This window comes from Streptomyces sp. NPDC056486, assembly GCF_042795295.1.
Taxonomy (GTDB): Bacteria; Actinomycetota; Actinomycetes; order Streptomycetales; family Streptomycetaceae; genus Streptomyces.
In genome coordinates this window covers 1-19125 of sequence record NZ_JBHTSF010000163.1, presented here as the reverse complement: position 1 = coordinate 19125, position 19125 = coordinate 1, and the positions used below count along the sequence as shown (strand labels likewise).

The following is a 19125-nucleotide window of genomic DNA, read 5'->3' as shown; positions in this document are numbered from 1 at the left end:
GCTGATGCAGGGGGCGGGCCCATCGGCGTACGCGGGTGCGGTGACCTGCGACCCATCTGCCTCAGGTGCCTCAGGTGTCTCAGCCGAAGATCACGCAGGACGCGGCCGGGGCATCGATCGAGCCCGCGCGGCGCGGGATGCCCGTCGCCGGGTCCACGGCGAACCAGGTCACGTCGCCGGACCGCTCATTGGCCGCGTACAGGAACCGCCCCGACGGGTCGACGGCCAGGTCACGCGGCCAGTGACCGCCGCAGGGGACGGTGGCGGTGAGCCGCGGACGCGCCCCCTCCTCCTCAAGGGCGAGCACCGAGATGACGTCCTGGCCCCGGGTCGCGGTCCACAGGAAGCGGCCGTCGGGCGCGACGACGATCCCGGAGGGGAAGGCCTCGCCGTCGCCGTCCGTGGGCCCCGGCAGGACGGCCGCCTCGCCGAGCGGCTTGAGGGCCCCTCCGGCGGCGTCCCAGGCGCAGATCGTGATGGTGGGCGCCAGCTCGTTCAGGACGTACGCGAGATCGCCGCGAGGGTGGAACGCGAGGTGCCGTGGCCCTGAGCCCGGCCGCAGCGCGACCTCGCGGTGCAGGACCGGCTCGCCCGCCGCCGTGAGCTCGCAGACGCGTACGGAGTCGGTACCGAGGTCGACGCTCACCACCCAGCGGCCGCTCGGGTCCGGCAGGACCTGGTGGGCGTGCGGCCCCTGCTGGCGCTGCGGGTGGGGGCCCGCGCCGGTGTGCGCGAGGACGCCGGAAGGGGTGGTGGCGAGGCTGCCGTCGGAGCGCACCGGCACGGCACTGACGCTGCCGGAGCCGTAGTTGGCGGTGAGGACGTGCCCGGCGTGCAGGGCGAGATGGGTGGGAGCGGACCCGCCGACCGCCACCGGCCGTCCGGCCCGCTCAAGCTTGTCGCCGTCCAGGCGGTACGCGGAGACGGTGCCGTCGGACGTCTCGCTGACGGCGTAGAGCGTGTCACCTGCGGCCGAAAGCGCGAGGTACGAGGGGTCGGCGACCGTGTCCGTGGCGCTGAGGACGGTCAGCGCACCGCTGTCCGCGTCGACGGCGGCGGTGAGGATCCCGGCACCGCCCGCCGCGGTGAAGGATCCGATGTACGCCCGTTGACTGATCCCGTACCTGCCGACCACTGCGTTCCCCTCTCGACTCTCGACCGAGCACCGCGTCCAGGGGGCACTCGTGCGGCAGACGCTAGCAGCCGGTCTAGACCAAGGGACTCTGGACCGGAGCCTCCCGGACCAGGGCGTCGCCACTCTCGCCCCGCGCCCTGGCGAGGGCCTCGGGGTGGTGGACGTAGGCGGGGTGGCGCTCCACGGTGTCGTAGGTGCGGTGGAAGACGGGTGTCGCGCTGCCGGAAAGGGGCGGCACGATCCAGGACCAGTCGGCGCCCACGGTGCGGCCCCTGCTCTCCTCGCGGCCCAGGTGGGTCAGGAAGCGCCGGGACTCGGTGTGGTGGTCGGTCATTGTGACACCGGCCCGGTCGAAGGAGTGCAGCACGGCCCGGTTGAGCTCGACGAGGGCGCGGTCCTTCCAGAGCGAACGGTCGCTCGCCGTATCGAGCCCGAGCCGTTCGGCGACGCGCGGCAGCAGGTCGTAGCGGTCGCTGTCGGCGAGGTTGCGGGCGCCGATCTCGGTGCCCATGTACCAGCCGTTGAAGGGCGCGGAGGGGTAGCAGATGCCCCCGATCTCCAGGCACATGCAGGCCAGCGCGGGCACCGCGTGCCAGCGCAGCCCGAGCGCCGCCCACCAGGCGTGATCGGGGTGCCCGATCGGGACTTCGAGGACGGCGTCGGGCGGCAGCCTGAACCAGCGGGGCCTTTCGTCGGCGCCCTGGATCACCAGGGGCAGTACGTCGAAGGGGGTGCCGGGGCCGCCGGGCCAGCCGAGGCCGCGCGCGAACTCGGTGATCCCGGCGTTGCGCGGGTCGCCGACGACAATGCCGCCGGGGTGCCGGTACCCGGCGTACCGGATGAGCTGCTCGTTCCAGATGCGGGGCCCCGGACGGCCCGGCGCGTCGGGCGCGAAGACGGTGATGAGGGGCCTGATCCGCCGCCCGCCGCTGACGGCAGCGCGCAGATGGTCCGCCGACGCGGCGGCGATGTCCTCGGCGGCGGTCAGCTCCCTGCGGTCCAGGACGTGCAGGGAGCGCCAGTAGAGACGTCCGATGCAACGGGCGGCGTTGCGCCAGGCGAGCCGGGCGCCGAAGACGAGCTCGTCGTGGGTGTGGCGGTACGTCCCCGTTCCCGCGATCTCGGCGAGCACCTGGGCGATCCGTGGCGCGGGGTCACCGCGGTGGGTCTCGTCGTGGTGCAGGCGGATGAACTCGGCGGCGGCCCGGCGCAGGGCGGGCCCTGTCGGCGCACTGTCCGCGGGACGCGGCACCGACGGGGCGCCGTCGTCCTCGTGGCCCGCGGCACGCTCCGGGCAGGCGGTGTCGGCGGCACGCTGGTGCGCGAGCGCCGGTCCCGCGACCGGGCAGTGGCCCGGTCCGCTGCCCCGCGTCTCGCTGTCCGCAGGAGCTCCGTATCCGGCCCTGCGCAGGAAATTCCGCATGGTGCACCCCCAGGAGGCGGCTCCGGGGCACGGACCGCTCCCGCACGGTCCGCACGTCTGTTAGCCGCGGGATTACCCCTCCGACGGGGTGATCCACCCTGTATGTGCCCGGTGAACATGCCTCAGACGCGGGCGAACTGTCCACGCCGCGGCCGGAAACGGCAGGTCGGCGTGGGGTTCGCGGTCAGGGAGGTTTTCGCGGTCCGAGAGGTCAGGGAGAGGTTGCCGCGGCCGGGGGCCGGGCGGCTTCCTTGATGGCGGGCAGTGCGAGAGCGCCTGCCAGTTCCACCAGTTCCTCGTCGGTCGGGCGGATGGGCCCCTCGGCCCCGTCCTCGGCGAAAGCCCGGATGCGCGGGGTGCGGATCCCGGTCTTGTCGGCGATCGCCTGCGGCGTCAGATGCCGGCGGCGCATGGTCTTCTGGAGTAGCTGAGACAGGTCATCCATTGACCTCTCCTGCCCCGCTCGCGTGCGCTCATGCCGTACGTCCCGGCGCACGGTGTCCGGCGCACGGCGCCGCGGACCGTCACCTGGGCGTGACGGCTACCTGGGCAGGACGGCCCGGATGGTCTTGCCGGTGGGCCCACCGGTCACGGTGACCGCCTTTGCCATGTGCTGAACCATGGGCCAGCCGAATCCGCCGGTGCCGCCGGCCAGGTCGGGTGCCCGCTCCCGCGGCGGTCGCGGATCGGCGTCGCCGACCACCACCGCTATGCCGTCCGGCTGCGCCTCCAGGCGCAGGGAACACGATGTCCCGCGTGCGTGCCGTACGACGTTGGTGACGAGTTCGGAGACCGCGAGTTCGACGCTCACGGCGTCCTGGGGATCCACGGCAGGATGCAGTCCGCCGAGGAAGGAGCGGGTGAAGTCCCGGGCGTGGGCGACGGCTTCCGGCCTCTTGTCGAAGACCGCCTGTTGTGACGGTCCGGCGTCCAGTCGCGTCCCTTGCGTCCTCATGAGCCCTCCTCGTATGGGGGTGGCCTCTGTCCGAATATGGGATGGCCGCTGTCCGAGATGCACACTTGCCCGGCAATGCGGACCCTGTAACCCGTCGAAACATAACGGATCTTGTTGCACGACGGGGCGCATGAAGCACCGGAGTCGGGGTACGTGCGCTTCACCGGCCGGTCGGGGGACGACGGAGGGCCGGGTGACAGGGGAGGGAAAACATGACAGCGGCGACCGAGACTTCCACGGACACCGGCATCGCGGAGTTGCCTGAGATCGTTTCTCCTCAGGAGGTCGGGCCGAAGGACGCCCGTGCCCTGTCGATGCTGTTCTTCACCAGGCTCGCCGCGCTCGAAGAGGGCACACCGGAGTATCAGTACGCCCGCAACACCCTCGTCGAGATGAACATGTCCCTCGTGCGGTACGCCGCCGGACGGTTCCGCCACCGCAGCGACGACATGGAGGACATCGTCCAGGTCGGCACGATCGGCCTGATCAAGGCGATCGACCGCTTCGAACTCTCCCGCGAGGTCCAGTTCGCCACGTTCGCCGTGCCGTACATCGTCGGTGAGATCAAGCGGTTCTTCCGCGACACCTCCTGGGCCGTCCACGTTCCGCGCCGTCTCCAGGAGGCCCGCGTCGAACTGGCCAAGGCCACCGACGAGCTCAGCACCCGCCTCGGCCGCGCCCCCAAGGTCGGCGAACTCGCCGAGCTGATGGACCTCACCGAGGACGAGGTCATCGAGGCCCGGCAGGCCGCCAACGGCTACAACTCCACCTCCCTCGACGCCACCGTGCACGGCGACCGTGACGACAGCGAGGCGGCCCTCGCCGACTTCATCGGCGCGGAAGACCCCGCCATGGAGCTCGTGGAGGACTTCCACGCCCTCTCGCCCCTGCTCGCCCAACTCGACGAGCGGGACCGGCAGATCCTGCGTCTGCGGTTCGTCGACGAACTCACCCAGTCGCAGATCGGTGAGCACCTCGGCGTCTCCCAGATGCACGTCTCGCGCCTGCTCTCCCGCACCCTGGCCCGCCTGCGCGCCGGAATGCTCACCACCCGCTGACGCTCACCTCCTGCTCGACGCTCACTTCTTGGTGAAGCGGTGCCACCAGTGCCGTCGCCGGGGGTGCACGGCGCGTCCCAGCCTGCGGCCGATCAGCAGGTAGCCGAGGACCGCGCCGGTCGTGTTGAGCAGGACGTCGTCGATGTCGAAGGCCCGCCCGGTGACGAGAAAGCCCTGGGCCAGCTCGACGAGCAGCATCACCAGTGCCGTGACGGCTATGACGCGTACGAGCCCCCGGGCGCGGGGCAGGAGCACCGGCAGCAGCATGCCGAACGGCAGACCCAGGACGATGTTGCCGCCGAGCTGCTTGAGGGTGTCGCGGAACGCGGGCTGTGCGAGATAGTCGCGGATCGAATCGCCGGGGCGCAGGTTGCTGTGCGTCAAGGGCTCGGAGGCGGCCGATGGCTCCAGCGTCAGCCTCGCGAGGAGCACGGCGAAGACCACCGTCCCCGCGAAGGCGAGCAGCATCGCCATCGCACGCGCCCATCCGGAGAGCGGGGGCGCGTCGGGAGCGCTTCGGCTCCCTGATTCCCTCACGGTCTTGCCCTGCGGAACTGTCCGTGCCATCACGAGCCTCCAATTCAGGGGGTGTTCTGTCTGCGCCTTCCGGACGTCATGTGGGGTCCGTACGCCCGAACAGACCGGCGTGTCCCGGCGGGAGCTGCGTGAGTATGCGGCGCAGCAGCGCGTCGTCGGCGACCTCGGCGACCGTGGCGAGCACCGAGGTGACGGCACGGCGGGCCTGCCCCGCGTCGACGTCGACGCGGGCGCCCACCGCCGCGATGAAAGCCGCGGGCGTCAGGGGTTCGCTGGCCGATGGCCCTTCGGTGAGCAGCGGTTCGTACTGGTGGGGCAGCAGGCGGGCGAGATCCGTCCGGTCGTCCCCCACCAGATGCGCCCCCAGGACCTCAAGGACGCAGCGCACCGCCCCGGCGGCCTCCCGCCGGATCTTGTAGCCCCCGCGTTCCTGGACACGGTCAAGCAACACTTCCACCGACTCGTTCACGGCCGCTCCCCTCCTCGCTCTCGTCGGCATGGCGGACGTGCGACGGCTGCAGGACGGTGTCGGCCACGTCGAGCAGCGAGAGACCGTCGCGCGCGCTCACCCCCTGGAGCCACGCAAGCCCCTCGGCGACGGCGCAGTCCTGGCGGGCGGCGACATGGTCGGCGGCCTGGTGGATGCGCTCCCAGCGCGCCGCGCGCGTGCTGGTGGTCCACATCGGGCGCCGGCAGCCGGTGCCCGCGTGCACGGGCCGCCAGCGCATCAGCGCCTCCAGGGCGAGACCGGCGGCGCGCTGTGCGTGGGTGATGTGGGTGGGGGTCACCTCGGTGCGCTCGGAGTAGTAGAGACACAGCACGCCGACCGGTGTGTGACGGGCGTGCAGCGGCAGCGCAAGGACCCGCCGGGTGCCGGGCAGTTCATCGGACAGGGGCGTTCCCGTGCGGCACGGATAGTCGCGCAGGTCCGGCACGAACACGGGCCGCATCCCCAGTGCGGCGCTGACCGAGGGGCCGTCGGCGCGGGTGAACTGTGCGGCTTCTGCCTGCAGGGCGGGTTCGTCGGTGGCGTGCAGGAGTTGCCAGTGCTCGAGCCGTGGCAGCCAGGACAGGGCTGCCCGTCGAGCGCCCAGTGACTGCCTGAACGCCGTACAGAGCCGGTTCGGCAGCGCGCGTCGCCCGACAGCCGCCGCGACGGACACGTCATGCACGATCGACGGTGATTCCTCCGGCATGGTCAGCATCCCTCTCAGTCGCGCGCCTCATGGTCCGGCAGCGCCCTCCGAGCGGAGGCGCACGGCTTGGCCCGGCGCCCGAAGGAGCGGAAGTTCGTCTACCACGCGATGGGCCACCTCATGTCTCATCGGCTCTCATCGGCAGGGCGGCTTCCGGCAGTCGAGGGGAACGTGCCTGCTCAGGCCAGCTCAGGCCCCGATCAAGGGCGTACGAGTCGAAGTGCGCAGCGGCACGGCCAGCTCGACGAGTGCCTTCTCCAGGCCGTGCAGATGGGCCAACACGGGCTCGGCGGCGGAGGGATGCGGCAGGGCGACGGCGTCGGTGGCCGGTCCGCGAGCCGCCTTTGGCGCGGTGAGTGCCTCCACCGCGGCTTCCACGCGCCAGCAGGCTGCGGCGAGCCTGTCGTCGTGGGAGGCCTCGGGGTCCGCGGCGATCGAGGCGAGCCCGCGCACCTCGCGGGCGCAGGCGTCGAGCAGTTCGAGCACGTGGCGGGCGCGTTCCTTGCGGGCCCGCAGCGGGCTGAACGGGTGCACCAGCGGAGCCAGCGAGAACCGCACCTTCCCGAGAAGCTGCTCGAGCTCGGCGACGCGCGGCGCGGGGTCGGCGTGCCGGGACCCGGCGAGCCGGGCCGCGGCCTCCTCCGTGCAGGCGTGCACACAGCGCAGGGCGCGCTCGATCCAGGCGTTCGTCGTGGCGTGCGTGGTGACGGGCAGGACGAGGAGCACAGCGAGTACGGCGCCGAGCGCCCCCACGCCGGTCTCCGCGACCCGCAGGGCGAGCAGCCCCGGGTTCAGCACCCCGAGCAGCCCGTAGAGCACGCCTGCCATCACGGTGACGGCGAGCATCATCCACGTGTACGAGACCGCGGCCGTGTAGAAGATCCCGAAGACGCTGACGGCGACGATGACCGCCGAAGGCACCGGCGCACCGTGCAGCGGGACCGCGAGGACGAAACCGGCGCCGATGCCGATGACCGTGCCGAGCACCCGCCGGAAGCTGCGCACCAGCGTCTCCCCGCTCGACGCGGTGTTCACGAACACCCACCAGGTGGCGCCCACGGCCCAGTACCACCGCTCGTGGGAGAGCACCTGCCCCGCGGCAAGGGCGAAGGCGCCGCCGAGCGCCGCCTGGACAGCCTGCCGCGTGGTCGTCCTGGCAAGGCCCCTGCCACCCGGCACCGTGGGTACGGCAGCGGCCGGCAGGCGGCGCTCGTAGCACCACAGCCCGAACCGTACGGACGACGAGGCGCACAGCGACAGCAGGATGGCGGCGAACAGCTCGGGCAACTGCTCCGGCCCCGTGTGCAGGAACTGCGTCGCGAAGAACATCATGAACGCGAACACCCCGAGCGAGTGTCCGCGCGGCCCCCACCGCCGCGCGTACACGCCCACGCCCATCACGGCGAGGAAAGCGACGTCCCGCGCCACGGGTACGTCATGCAGCACCGCCGCGAGAGCGAGCACGGGAAACCCGACCGCGGGCAGCAGAGCCGTAGTGACGGCCTGCCCCTTCACCGTCGCGTCGCCCACGGTGAAGAGAGCGAGCAGCGCCGCGAGCCCGCCGGTGATCGCCGCGGCGAGCGAGTGCCCGGCAAGACCGCACACGGTCACCGCAAGCGCGATGCCGATGACGGCCCGCGCGGCGAACCGCAGCCGCACCCGCCCCGGATCCGGCGCCACGAACACGCTCTTCAGCACAGCTTCCCCGCCCCTTTCGCGTCCAGCTCGACCTGCCCGCATGCAAAAGGCGCCGCGGGAATCCGCAGCGCCATCGACAGCCACATCACACCATCAAGAGCCTTACTGGCTCAACTGGCACCAGTTCCATTGAGCCAATGGCACACTGATGTGCCCCCATGCCATGCCACCGGAGGGCCAACGGACCATGTGACGGTCACCACCGCGAAGGCTCACCGCGGCCGCCGGAAAGCGCCTGGGCCGATTCCCCTGGCGTAAACGCCGCTGACCTGGGTAGTTGCCGAGCACCCCGTCGTAGGCCGGAAGTTCTCACGTCTCAGGAGTCGTCATGCCCGGAGTGATCGACCGCATCAAGCAGTTCGTCCGCAGCCCTCAAGGTCAGCGCACGATCCGTCAGGTCCGCCAGGCCTCGGCCGACCCCAAGAAGCGGGCCCAGGCCAAGCGGATGCTCGGCAAGCTCCGAGGGCGCCACTGAGCTTCGCCGAGGAGCCGCCGTACGCGATCCGCGGGCTACGGCGCCCTCGGCGGCCACTGCGGGCGCTGGTCCTCCGGCAGGGTGAGCAGGGCCTGGCCGACCGTGCGATAGGCGGGGAGCAGTTCCGTGCTGCCGGTCAGCGCCAGCATTTCCGAGAGGCGCCGCCCTGCCCCCGCAAGGAGCAGCCTGCCCTCACGGCGGGCGAGCAGCCAGCGCACGGCGAGCAGGCAGTTGAGCCCGCGCGAGTCGCAGAACATCAGCGCCGTCACATCCAGGACCAGATGCCGGTGACCGGCCTCCACACTGGCGCCGAGGGTACGCAGGAAGAACTCCTCGCAGGACTGGTCGAGCTCGCCGCTGACCCGCAGCACCGCGGAGTCGGAGCAACTCGCGAGCTCGGTGATGGTCAGGCGATGGGTCTCAGTGGACATCGCACCCCCAAGAGCCATCGTACCGAGATCAGCACAGGAGCCTCTCCCGGAACAGCTCGGCGCGGCTCGCGCCCCGTCATTTACCTCTTGTCGAGGAGCTTGACCCGCAGCCGCCCGAGGATCCGGGTGAGGATGCGCGAGACGTGCATCTGGGAGATGCCCAGCTCCGCACCGATCTCGCTCTGCGTCATGTCGGCGGCGAAGCGCATCGCGAGAATCTTGCGCTCGCGCTCCGGGAGCGCGGCGATGAGCGGCTTCAGGGTGTGCAGGTCCTCGACCTTGTCCAGCTCCGGGTCGCGGTAGCCCACGTGGTCGGCCAGCGTGTCGTCGGAGTCGACGCCGTCGGCCGGATAGTCCAGGGAGGCTGTCGTGTAGCCGTTGGCGGCGGTCAGGCCTTCGCTGACCTCGGCCTCGTCCAGGTCCAGATGCTCGGCGAGTTCCGCCGTGGTCGGGGTGTGCCCGTTGGTCTGCTCGAGATCGGTGGTGGCCTTCACCAGGTCCAGGCGGAGTTCCTGCAGCCGGCGGGGAACGCGCACGGCCCAGGTGGTGTCGCGGAAGAAGCGTTTGATCTCGCCCATGATGGTCGGCAGTGCGAAGGTGGGAAACTCCACGCCCCGCTGGAGGTCGAAGCGGTTGATCGCCTTGATCAGACCGATCGTGCCCACCTGGACGACGTCCTCGAACGATTCGTCGCGCGGGCGCATCCGATGCGCCGCGTACTGCACGAGGTTGAGGTTCAGCTCCACCAGCGAGTTGCGTACGTAGGAGTACTCGGGCGTGCCTTCCTCCACCGCGTCGAGGCGGGCGAAGAGCGTCTTGGAGAGGGCCCTCAGGTCGGCCGTGCGCTTTCCGACGACAGGGGGCAGGGGGTGCTCTGAGGCCGTCGGATCGGCTGCGGCGACATCGGGGCCGGCGGTATGTCGTTCGGCGAACGACACCGTGGGTCCTTGGCTGCTCGTCGTCGAGGCCACCATCGTCACTCCCGAAACGCAAGGCGCCCTCGGGGTGAGAGCGCGCCGTGCACGGGCTCTTACCCACCATCTGCCGTTACATTCCCGTGACTTGACTCTCCGTACAGGAACCATGGGAGTCAGGCCGGCTCCGGGCCGACCACACCATTGGGTGAGTGTGCCTCCTGGAGCGCCGGGCAGCGGAAGCGCCATGCAACTCATCAACCGGATCGAACACACCATGGAGCGATGGACAACCACCCTGTGGACTCAGCTGCTTCCGCCCAGACACAAGCGGGGGGAAGTAGTCGCCATACTGCGCCGGCAGTGCGATGACAGCGCCTTGATCCTCGGGCGCGAGCGCGTCCTTGTCCCCAACTCGTTCGTCATCGAACTTCCGCCGGAGAGCCACCGCAGGCTGAGCACCACCGGCACGGAGTTGGGCCGCTACCTCGCCGCTCAGGTCCACCGTCACGCCGCAGAGCAGGGCTACATGTTCGCGGGACCCGTCGCGGTCAGCCTGCGGTCGGCCGGTGGCGACGCGGTCGGCAGGTTCCAGGTTCACGGGCGGATCACCCCGGCAGAACACGGGGCGGCCCCCGGGATGATCCCCGGGCCGACCCCTGCGGCAGAAACGCTGTGTTTCGAGCCGACCAATATGTGTGTCGGCCGTGAGAGAAATCAGCGCGACGCGCCCTGAGAGTTTCTTGCACGACGCCCGGAACGCATTTTTGTACCACACAGAGCCGATCGCACCGTGCTACTGTCGATCTCAGTTGCAGTTGTGGTTCCCAAAAAACTTCAAGTGCCCTCACCAGTCGATTCTTGTCCGGTGGGAGCACTTTTGTATTTCCGGTCATTTCCGGCGGGGCAATCATCGCGGCGACACGGAGTCCGCACAGTGCGAACTCCGGGCACTGCCCCGAATGGAGATTAGACATGGCTATTGGCACCGTGAAGTGGTTCAACTCGGAAAAGGGCTTCGGCTTCATCGAGCAGGACGGCGGCGGCCCCGACGTCTTCGCCCACTACTCGAACATCGCCGCCCAGGGCTTCCGTGAGCTCCAGGAAGGCCAGAAGGTGAACTTCGACATCGCCCAGGGCCAGAAGGGCCCGACGGCCGAGAACATCGTTCCCGCCTGATCGTCGTAGCACGCGAACCTCATAGCCGGGGCCCGCACCGGATAGGTGCGGGTCCCGGCTTGTGCTGTCACCAGGCCCAGGAAGGCATTTCCGTATGAATCGCTCCGATCGCCCCGCACGTCCTGCCCGCGGGCGCTCCACGAACGCACGCGGAAAGGCCCCGGTGGCCGGCGGCGGCCAGGCGAGGGGCGCCGCGAAGAAGCCCGGCCGCGCCAAGGCGAGGCCGGTGGGGGGCGAATTCGCGCTCCCCGAGAGCATCGAGCCCGCGCTGCCCGCAGTCGAGGCGTTCGCCGACCTGGACATGCCCGAGGCGCTGCTGAAGACGCTGGCCGCACAGGGCGTGACCGAGCCCTTCCCGATCCAGGCAGCCACGCTCCCCAACTCCCTCGCGGGCCGCGACATCCTCGGCCGTGGCCGCACCGGCTCCGGCAAGACCCTCGCCTTCGGCCTCGCGCTCCTGGCCCGCACCGCGGGCCGCCGCGCCGAGCCGCGCTCTCCCCTCGCCCTGGTCCTGGTCCCCACACGTGAGCTCGCGCAGCAGGTGACGGACGCCCTTACGCCGTACGCCACCTCCGTGAACCTGCGCATGTCGACGGTCGTCGGCGGTCTCTCCATCGCCAAGCAGGCGGGCACGCTCCGCCGCGGCGCCGAGATCATGGTGGCGACCCCCGGGCGTCTGAAGGACCTCATCGAGCGCGGCGACGCCGATCTCTCGCAGGTGCGGACGACGGTCCTCGACGAGGCCGACCAGATGGCCGACATGGGCTTCATGCCGCAGGTCACCGCGCTCCTGAAGCAGGTCGAGCAGGGTGGCCAGACCATGCTGTTCTCCGCCACGCTCGACAAGAACATCGACCGGCTCGTCCGGATGTTCCTGACGGACCCGGTCGTGCACTCCGTCGACCCGTCCGCCGGAGCGGTCACGACGATGGAACACCACGTTCTGTACGTCGCCGACGAGACCGACAAGAAGGCCGTGGCCCTGCGTATCGCCGCCCGCGAGGGCCGGGTGATCATGTTCTTGGACACCAAGCGCGCGGTGGACCGCTTCACCAAGCGGCTGCTCGCCAACGGTGTGAGGGCCTCCGGGCTGCACGGCGGCCGTTCGCAGCCGCAGCGCAACCGGACCCTGGACCAGTTCAAGACCGGTGAGGTCACCGCGCTCGTCGCCACCAACGTGGCCGCCCGCGGCATCCACGTCGACGACCTCGACCTGGTCGTGAACATCGACCCGCCCACCGACCACAAGGACTACCTCCACCGTGGCGGGCGTACCGCGCGGGCCGGGGAGTCGGGCAGTGTCGTCACCCTCGTCCTGCCGGACGAGAAGCGCGAGATGACGCGTCTGATGTCCGACGCGGAGATCAGCCCGAAGACGGCGCGAGTGAAGTCCACGGACGAGGAACTGGTCCGTATCACCGGTGCGCGGGAGCCCTCCGGGGTGCCGGTCGTCATCGAGGTTCCCCAGCAGCAGCAGGCCTCGCCGCAGCGTGCCCGGCGGGGGCGTCCCGCCGGTCAGGGCGGGGGCGGCGGCCAGGGGCAGCGTCGGGCCCGGTCCCAGGGGCAGTCGCAGTCCGGCCAGGGTGGACAGGGTCAGTCCAGGTCCCAGTCCCAGGGCGGCGGTCGCCCTTCCGCGGGTGGCGGCGGCGGTGGCGGCAGGCCCTCCGCGGGCGGCGGCGCCGGTGGCGGCAGGCCCTCCGCGGGTGGCGGTGCCGGTGGCGGCCGTGCGCGGCGTGGCGGTGGCGGTGGCGGTCGCCCCAGTGGGGGCGGGGCGCGCCGAGCGGCGTAGTAGTGCGGGTGCCCGGCGGTGGGGCGTTGTGCCCTGCTGCCGGGCCTCTTCCACCCGTTGCCGCACCTGCCGAAGTCCGAGGGAGGCCCCGATGCCCGAGAAGCAACCCCAGCCGCGCGAGCGGCAGTTGCTGCCCCTGGTCGGTGGCGGTGACGGTGGCGGTGGCGACGACCGGCAGGAACTGAGGGCCGACTGCGGCAGTTGCTTCGGGCTCTGCTGCGTGGCCCTCACCCTCTCCAAGTCCTCGGACTTCCCCGTCAACAAGGCCGCCGGCACCCCCTGCACCAACCTCAAGCAGGACTTCCGCTGCGGCATCCACCAGAACCTGCGCCAGAAGGGTTTCTCCGGCTGCACGGTCTACGACTGCTTCGGTGCGGGCCAGAAGGTTTCGCAGGCCACCTACGGCGGAACCGACTGGCGGCAGGCCCCCGACACCGCCCGCCAGATGTTCGACGTGTTCCCGGTGATGCGCCAACTCCACGAACTTCTCTGGTACTTGACCGAAGCGCTCACGCTGCCGCAGGCCCGCCCGATCAGAGGCGAGCTCCAGCACGCGCTGGACACGACCGAGCAGCTCACCCACGACGCTCCCGCAGTCGTGGCCGAGACGGACGTGGCCGCACACCGTGAGGACGTCAACGTCCTCCTGCTGCGCACCAGTGAACTCATGCGCGCGGACATCCGCCGGAAGAAGAAGGACCGCAGGGGAGCCGACCTGTTCGGCGCCCGCCTCAAGGGCGCCGACCTCCGAGGTGTCACCCTCCGCGGTGCCTGCCTCATCGCAGCGGACCTCCGCGGCGCCGACCTCCGCCAGGCCGACCTGATCGGCGCGGACTTCCGGGACACGGATCTGCGCGGCGCGGACCTCACCGGCAGCATCTTCCTGACCCAGTCGCAGGTGAACGCGGCGAAGGGCGACGCCGAGACGAAACTCCCCCCGGCCCTGACGCGCCCCGCGCACTGGAGCCGGGGATAGGACGGGTTCGCGCCCTTACGCGTCGCCGCACCCCTACGTGTCGCCGCACCCCTACGTGTCTACGTGTCGCACTCCAGCACCGTCCGGCACAACGTGCACCGCGCCCGCATCCGCCCCCGCGCAGGCAACCGGATCCGCTGCTGACAGGTGGGGCAGGGGAACGAGACCCGCAGCGGCTCGGCCCCGCCTGATGCGCGGGAGAACGAATACGCCCCCGCTCCACCGGAGCCGTGCGCCAGCGCGTACCGCCGATCCTTCGCGTACCGTCGCCGCCCCGCCCATCCAGCGGCCGTGAGCGGTGGCTGCTGCTCGTCGAGCCGGGCCTGCGCGAGCCCCTTCGTATAGGCGGTGTACGCCTGCGCGCTGGTGAACCACGTCTCCGGCGCCTCACCGAAGGCGATGGCCCGCTTGGCGAGTACGTACCCGAACTCCTCCGGCGTCAGATACCCGAGCTTCTGCGACGAGGCGCCGTCCTCCCGATAGGCGTCCAGGAGGAGCCATCCCGCGCCCAGATAGGTGGTGGCGGTATCCGTGAGGATCTCGTTGTCGCGTGTGCCGGGGAACGCCAGATCGAGCCGGTGCAGATACACGTGCATGACCTCGTGGGCGAGGGCGGCGCCGATGTCCCTGCGATGCGTACGGAACCGGTCGTTCAGTTCGATGAAGTACTCGGGCCCCGCGGCGAGTTCGACGTCCGCCGCGTGTTCCATCTCGCGGAAGCTGACGATCATGCGGGCGTCCGGAAGGCGGAGGTGCCGCACCATCTCGCGGGCCACCCGCTGCACGCCCAGATGCAGATCCTCCTGGTCGGAGAAGGCGACGTCGGCGGGGGCGATGCTGGTGTCGAAGGTGTGGACGCCGTCGTACGAGAGGCGCTTGTAGAGCGCGGTGATCGCGGAGCGCACCGTCTCCAGGTGGGGGTAGCCGTGCACCACCGGGCCGCCGTCCGTCACGTCCGCACCCCCAAGAAGAAGACGGTTCGAGTCGTCTCAGCGTGTGTCGAGTTGCCGCGATTCGCCTCAACCCGGTTCCACTGTAAGACGCATGTTAGGGCGCACTCCCGTATCCGGAACCAGCCCGCGCGCGGGCCCGTGGCTGAAAACCGCCCCTTGCTCTATGCGGACACTGATCTCCATAATCCGCAACAACGCATTGGCGGGCTCATGCCATCCTCGTGCTTCCGCGGGGAGGGACTGGGGCCGCGAACGCGTGCAACCCCCCACGAACCCCCCACGAAGGGAAACCCGTTGAACACCAAGCTGCGTGGAGTCAAGAGAGCCGCCACCCTCGGTGCCATCGCCCTCGCATGTGTCAGTCTCCAGCCCGTCGCCGCTTCCGCGGCCCCGCACCCCGGCCCCACCCCGGGTGAGCGCATCGTCGGCGGTACCCCCGCCGAGCAGGGCGAATTCCCGTTCATGGTCCGTCTGTCGATGGGCTGTGGCGGCGCGCTGTACGCCAAGGACATCGTGCTGACCGCCGCCCACTGTGTGGACGGTTCGGGCGACAACACGAGCATCACCGCCACCGGTGGTGTCGTGGACCTGGAGAGCTCGGACGCGATCACCGTCAAGTCCACGAAGGTTCTGCAGGCGCCGGGCTACGACGGCAAGGGCAAGGACTGGGCGCTCATCAAGCTCGCCAAGCCGATCGACCAGCCCACGCTGAAGATCGCCAAGGACACCAAGTTCAACGAGGGCGACTTCACCATCGCCGGTTGGGGTGCCGACAAGGAGGGTGGCGACCAGCAGCGCCACCTGCTCAAGGCGACGGTTCCGTTCGTGAGCGACGCGGACTGCAAGGCCGCGTACGGCGACGACCTCACGCCCGGCGAGGAACTCTGCGCCGGCAAGCTGGCGGAGGGCGGCACGGACACCTGCCAGGGTGACTCCGGCGGCCCCATGTTCCGCAAGGACGAGGCCGGGGAGTACATCCAGGTCGGCATCGTCAGCTGGGGCAACGGGTGCGCGCGGCCCAAGTTCCCCGGGGTCTACACCGAGGTGTCGACGTTCGCCGGTGACATAGAGAAGGCGGCGTCGAGTCTCTGACGCTTTGCTGGACGCGGGGCCGGACCATTCGGTGGTCCGGCCCCGTTCCGTCTTGGGGCGGGGCGATCGGGCGGGTGGGCGCGAAGGCTTGTTTAGTCCAAGACCTGCCTCCCCTTTGTCCATGGGCGTACAAGACCCTCCCGGCGCAGGGTGACCGCACCGAGATCCGTTCCACGGAGGGGTGCCATGCAGCCGTCAGACACGTCAGGGCCAAGCCGCAGAGTCGTAGTCGCCACGGGCGCGCTGGCCGGTGTCGGCGCAGCCGTCGGCCTCGGCGGAGCCGCCTCAGCCGCGGCAAGGACAGCCGCGGCAGGCGAAGCCGTACTCCGCTCCGCCGACCTCGACGTGCGCGTCGCCACCGACTTCCCCCGCGTCGTCTCGTACACGGACCGCGCCACCAAAGCGGTCCTGCACGCCCAGTCGGAGGCCGTCAGCACGCTCCTGGTGGACGACAAGACGCACACCCCGAAGGTGACCGCCACCAGGGACGGGGACGACCGGGTCGCCTACGTTCTCGCCCTCGGCGGCGGTACCACCATCACCGTCGAGATCGCCCTCAAGGGGCGCCATGTGCAGTGGCGCGTGACGGAGATCAAGGACACCGATGCCCTGCGCGTCGGCACACTGCGCATCCCCGGCCTCGCCCTTCTCTCCGTACGCAGCGATCAGCCGGGCGCCGCACTTCTCGCCGCCAAGATCCAGCTCGACAAGGCCAAGAGCGGGGACACCGAGGTCAAGCTGTCCCCGGACACCGCCGCACAAGCACCCACCGGATGCGCCTACGCCGTCGTCGCGCACGACACGCTGGGCGGCGCCGTCGAGACCAACACCGTCTACGACAAGCCCACCACCGAGGCCGGAACCACCTGGGACAACGGCAGGCTCTGGCGCGAGACCGTCAAGAAGAGCGGTTACGTGGAGGCCCGGCTGGCCCCCGGCCAGTGGACGCACCGCGCGGCCACCGCCGCCGTCGGCGACACCGAGCCCCTTCCGTACGCCACCGTCGTCATCACCGGCGACCGCAACGGTGACGGCAAGGTCGACTGGCAGGACGCCGCCATCGCGTTCCGCGACATCATGGTGAAGCCGGTCGGCGCGGACGAGCAGCATCTGCGCGTAGTCCCGCACATTCCTTTCAACTTCGCCTCGCAGGCCACGAATCCGTTCCTCGCGACCCTCGACAACGTCAAGCGGATCCACCTGGCCACGGACGGCTTGCGGCAGTACACGCTGCTCAAGGGCTATCAGTCCGAGGGTCACGACTCCGCGCATCCCGACTACGCGGGCAACTACAACACGCGCGCGGGCGGCCTTGGCGACCTCAACACCCTGGTCAGGGAAGGCAAGAAGTGGAACAGCGACTTCAGCGTGCATGTGAATGCCACGGAGTCCTATCCCGTCGCGAACGCCTTCTCCGAAAAGCTCGTCGACAAGGCCGATGAACAGTGGGACTGGCTGGATCAGAGCTACCGCATCGACCAGCGGCGGGACCTGGTCTCCGGCGACATCATCAAGCGGTTCGCCGATCTGCGGGACGAAGCCGACGGTGCGCTGAACGCTCTCTACATCGACGTGTTCCGTGAGTCGGGGTGGACGTCCGACAGGCTGCAGCGCGCCCTGCGCGAACAGGGCTGGATCGTCACCAGCGAGTGGGGACACGGCTTCGAGCGCTCGTCCGTCTGGTCGCACTGGGCCACGGAGCCGGATTACGGTCCTGACACCTCGCGGGGCATCAACTCCCGCCTTATCCGTTTCATCCGGAATCACCAGAAGGATGTCTTCGCCGATAAATGGCCGACGCTTCTGGGTATTGCTCGCATGGGTAACTTCGAAGGGTGGGTCGGTAAGACCGACTGGGCCTATTTCTATGACCTGATCTGGTCCGATTCACTGCCCGCCAAGTATCTCCAGGCCTACCCCATCAAGTCCTGGGGCGAACACGAGATCAGTTTCTTCGGAGAGGGCGGAGAGGCAGGGGAGAGCGGGACGGTGGTCTCCGACACGGGAGGTGTCCGTCGGATCGTGACGGACGGCCGTGTCGTCTATGACGGGGGGAGCTATCTGCTTCCCTGGGAGCCTCGCAAGGCCACCGATCCAGGCAAGCTCTATCACTACAACCCCAAGGGCGGGCAGGGCAGTTGGCAGCTGCCGCGCGGGTGGTCCGGGCTCGGCAAGGTCGCGCTGTACCGGCTCACCGATCAAGGGCGGGTCTTCGTCGCCGATGTTCCGGTGCGTGGCGGCAAGGTCACCCTCGACGCCAAGGCCAAGCAGCCCTACGTCCTCTACCGCAGGCGTGCCGCCGCGGTGCCCGACCCCGGCTGGGGGCAGGCGACCCCACTGCGAGACCCGGGCTTCAACTCCGCGTCCCTGGACGGCTGGAAGGTCTCAGGACCCGCCTCTGTCGCGCTCAGCAAGCTCGGTGACCACGAACTCGTCATCGGCTCGGGCGGCAAGGCCGCCGTCGGCCAGCGGCTGCGCCGCCTGAAGGCAGGAACGTACGTCGCCTCCGTACAGGTTGAGGTCGGGGACAAGGCAGGCGACGAACGGAAGGCCACCCTGGAGGTGCGCACCGCCGACGGTGTCACCGCAGCCAACTGGACGCGGACCTCCACGGCGGGCAACTACGTGGCCGCCGACCGCAAGCACGGCACCCGCTTCCAGCGGATGTCCGTGCCCTTCACCGTCCCCGAGGGCGGCGGCCCGGCCGAGCTGACGCTGCGGGCCGACGCGGGCCACGCGCGCGTGCGCTTCGACAACGTACGCATCGTCTCCACGCGTGGCAGCGCCGCCGGAGCAGGGCAACTCGTCTCCGAGGACTTCGAGCAGGTGCCGCAGGGCTGGGGGCCGTTCGTGAAGGGCGACGCGGGAGACGTCACCGACCCGCGCACGCACATCGCGCAACGGCACGCCCCGTTCACGCAGCGCGGCTGGAACGGCAAGGCGATCGACGACGTCATCGACGGGGCGCAGTCACTCAAGTCCCGCGGCGAGAACACCGGTCTCGTCTACCGCACCGTCCCGCACACCGCCCGCTTCGAGGCGGGCAAGCGCTACCGCGTCACCTTCCGGTACGAGAACGAGAAGGCGGGGCAGTACGCGTGGATCACCGCCGCCGATGAGCCCGCGGCCCGTGAGATCGATCGCAAGGAGCTGCCCGTCGCGACCGAACCCACCGTCCTGACCTACGAGTTCACCGCCCCCGCCAAGGGCGAGGCGTGGGTCGGGCTGCGCAAGAGCGGGGACGACGGCACCGCGGAGTTCGTCCTGGACGCCTTCGAGGTGCGCGAGATCTGAGGAAAGCTGGGAAGCTGGAG

Annotated in this window: 19 protein-coding genes; 8 read left to right on the top strand and 11 right to left on the bottom strand. The window is 70.1% G+C overall.

The window, feature by feature from the left end:
• Window positions 1–79: 79 nt before the first annotated feature.
• From ACFQ7F_RS38305 to ACFQ7F_RS38290, 4 genes are all read right to left on the bottom strand, one after another.
• Entirely contained in the window at window positions 80–1135 is a 1056-nt protein-coding gene (locus ACFQ7F_RS38305) for a lactonase family protein (RefSeq protein WP_383281438.1), read from the bottom strand.
• 73 nt (window positions 1136–1208) lie between these two features.
• Window positions 1209–2558, bottom strand: coding sequence for a nitric oxide synthase oxygenase (locus ACFQ7F_RS38300; RefSeq protein WP_383281435.1), 1350 nt, complete (start codon window positions 2556–2558; stop codon window positions 1209–1211).
• A 211-nt stretch (window positions 2559–2769) separates the two neighbouring features.
• Entirely contained in the window at window positions 2770–3003 is a 234-nt protein-coding gene (locus ACFQ7F_RS38295; RefSeq protein WP_383281432.1) for an XRE family transcriptional regulator, read from the bottom strand.
• A gap of 96 nt (window positions 3004–3099) precedes the next feature.
• Complete coding sequence (locus tag ACFQ7F_RS38290; RefSeq protein ID WP_383281429.1) at window positions 3100–3513, bottom strand: ATP-binding protein; 414 nt, start codon at window positions 3511–3513, stop codon at window positions 3100–3102.
• Between the two features lie 212 nt (window positions 3514–3725).
• Here ACFQ7F_RS38290 and ACFQ7F_RS38285 point away from each other — a divergent pair, with 212 nt between their 5' ends.
• Window positions 3726–4571 (top strand): RNA polymerase sigma factor SigF, encoded by an 846-nt coding sequence (locus ACFQ7F_RS38285; protein WP_383281426.1) that lies wholly within the window; start codon window positions 3726–3728, stop codon window positions 4569–4571.
• Between the two features lie 21 nt (window positions 4572–4592).
• On the opposite strand, the gene ACFQ7F_RS38280 is transcribed toward ACFQ7F_RS38285, so the two are convergent.
• The 4 genes from ACFQ7F_RS38280 to ACFQ7F_RS38265 all read right to left on the bottom strand — a co-directional run bounded on the left by ACFQ7F_RS38280 (window position 4593) and on the right by ACFQ7F_RS38265 (window position 8002).
• On the bottom strand, window positions 4593–5138 hold the full coding sequence (locus ACFQ7F_RS38280) for a VanZ family protein (protein ID WP_383281423.1): 546 nt from the start codon (window positions 5136–5138) through the stop codon (window positions 4593–4595).
• A gap of 46 nt (window positions 5139–5184) precedes the next feature.
• The gene (locus tag ACFQ7F_RS38275) at window positions 5185–5577 is read right to left on the bottom strand and encodes a DUF2267 domain-containing protein (RefSeq protein WP_383281421.1); all 393 of its coding nucleotides are present in this window, start codon (window positions 5575–5577) and stop codon (window positions 5185–5187) included.
• Window positions 5549–6304: a GAF domain-containing protein gene (locus tag ACFQ7F_RS38270; RefSeq protein ID WP_383281418.1), complete on the bottom strand. Its 756-nt coding sequence runs from the start codon at window positions 6302–6304 to the stop codon at window positions 5549–5551. Before ACFQ7F_RS38270 ends, ACFQ7F_RS38275 begins: the two co-directional genes overlap by 29 nt.
• Before the next feature lie 189 nt (window positions 6305–6493).
• Window positions 6494–8002 (bottom strand): FUSC family protein, encoded by a 1509-nt coding sequence (locus ACFQ7F_RS38265; protein WP_383281415.1) that lies wholly within the window; start codon window positions 8000–8002, stop codon window positions 6494–6496.
• Window positions 8003–8330: 328 nt separating this feature from the next.
• On the opposite strand from ACFQ7F_RS38265, the gene ACFQ7F_RS38260 reads away from it, so the two are divergent.
• Window positions 8331–8477, top strand: coding sequence for a hypothetical protein (locus ACFQ7F_RS38260; protein WP_383281412.1), 147 nt, complete (start codon window positions 8331–8333; stop codon window positions 8475–8477).
• Window positions 8478–8512: 35 nt separating this feature from the next.
• Here the strand turns inward: ACFQ7F_RS38260 and ACFQ7F_RS38255 are convergent, their stop codons facing one another.
• Both ACFQ7F_RS38255 and ACFQ7F_RS38250 read right to left on the bottom strand, forming a co-directional pair.
• Window positions 8513–8908 carry an STAS domain-containing protein gene (locus ACFQ7F_RS38255; protein WP_383281409.1) on the bottom strand — a complete coding sequence of 132 codons (396 nt, stop codon included), beginning with the start codon at window positions 8906–8908 and terminating at the stop codon, window positions 8513–8515.
• 80 nt (window positions 8909–8988) lie between these two features.
• Window positions 8989–9882 carry an RNA polymerase sigma factor SigF gene (locus ACFQ7F_RS38250; RefSeq protein WP_383281406.1) on the bottom strand — a complete coding sequence of 298 codons (894 nt, stop codon included), beginning with the start codon at window positions 9880–9882 and terminating at the stop codon, window positions 8989–8991.
• Window positions 9883–10069: 187 nt separating this feature from the next.
• Here ACFQ7F_RS38250 and ACFQ7F_RS38245 point away from each other — a divergent pair, with 187 nt between their 5' ends.
• The 4 genes from ACFQ7F_RS38245 to ACFQ7F_RS38230 all read left to right on the top strand — a co-directional run bounded on the left by ACFQ7F_RS38245 (window position 10070) and on the right by ACFQ7F_RS38230 (window position 13766).
• A complete protein-coding gene (locus ACFQ7F_RS38245; protein WP_383281403.1) occupies window positions 10070–10558 on the top strand; it encodes a DUF3662 domain-containing protein in 489 nt (162 codons plus the stop codon).
• Between the two features lie 239 nt (window positions 10559–10797).
• Window positions 10798–11001 (top strand): cold-shock protein, encoded by a 204-nt coding sequence (locus ACFQ7F_RS38240; protein WP_361840963.1) that lies wholly within the window; start codon window positions 10798–10800, stop codon window positions 10999–11001.
• 94 nt (window positions 11002–11095) lie between these two features.
• Window positions 11096–12790 (top strand): DEAD/DEAH box helicase, encoded by a 1695-nt coding sequence (locus ACFQ7F_RS38235; RefSeq protein WP_383281399.1) that lies wholly within the window; start codon window positions 11096–11098, stop codon window positions 12788–12790.
• Between the two features lie 91 nt (window positions 12791–12881).
• A complete protein-coding gene (locus tag ACFQ7F_RS38230) occupies window positions 12882–13766 on the top strand; it encodes a pentapeptide repeat-containing protein (RefSeq protein WP_383281396.1) in 885 nt (294 codons plus the stop codon).
• Window positions 13767–13825: 59 nt separating this feature from the next.
• Here ACFQ7F_RS38230 and ACFQ7F_RS38225 read toward each other — a convergent pair whose 3' ends face one another.
• Window positions 13826–14719 (bottom strand): hypothetical protein, encoded by an 894-nt coding sequence (locus ACFQ7F_RS38225; RefSeq protein ID WP_383281393.1) that lies wholly within the window; start codon window positions 14717–14719, stop codon window positions 13826–13828.
• A gap of 294 nt (window positions 14720–15013) precedes the next feature.
• Between ACFQ7F_RS38225 and ACFQ7F_RS38220 the strand changes: the two genes are divergently transcribed.
• Both ACFQ7F_RS38220 and ACFQ7F_RS38215 read left to right on the top strand, forming a co-directional pair.
• On the top strand, window positions 15014–15811 hold the full coding sequence (locus tag ACFQ7F_RS38220; RefSeq protein ID WP_383281390.1) for a S1 family peptidase: 798 nt from the start codon (window positions 15014–15016) through the stop codon (window positions 15809–15811).
• 186 nt (window positions 15812–15997) lie between these two features.
• A complete protein-coding gene (locus ACFQ7F_RS38215; RefSeq protein WP_383281386.1) occupies window positions 15998–19105 on the top strand; it encodes an endo-alpha-N-acetylgalactosaminidase family protein in 3108 nt (1035 codons plus the stop codon).
• Window positions 19106–19125: the final 20 nt, after the last annotated feature.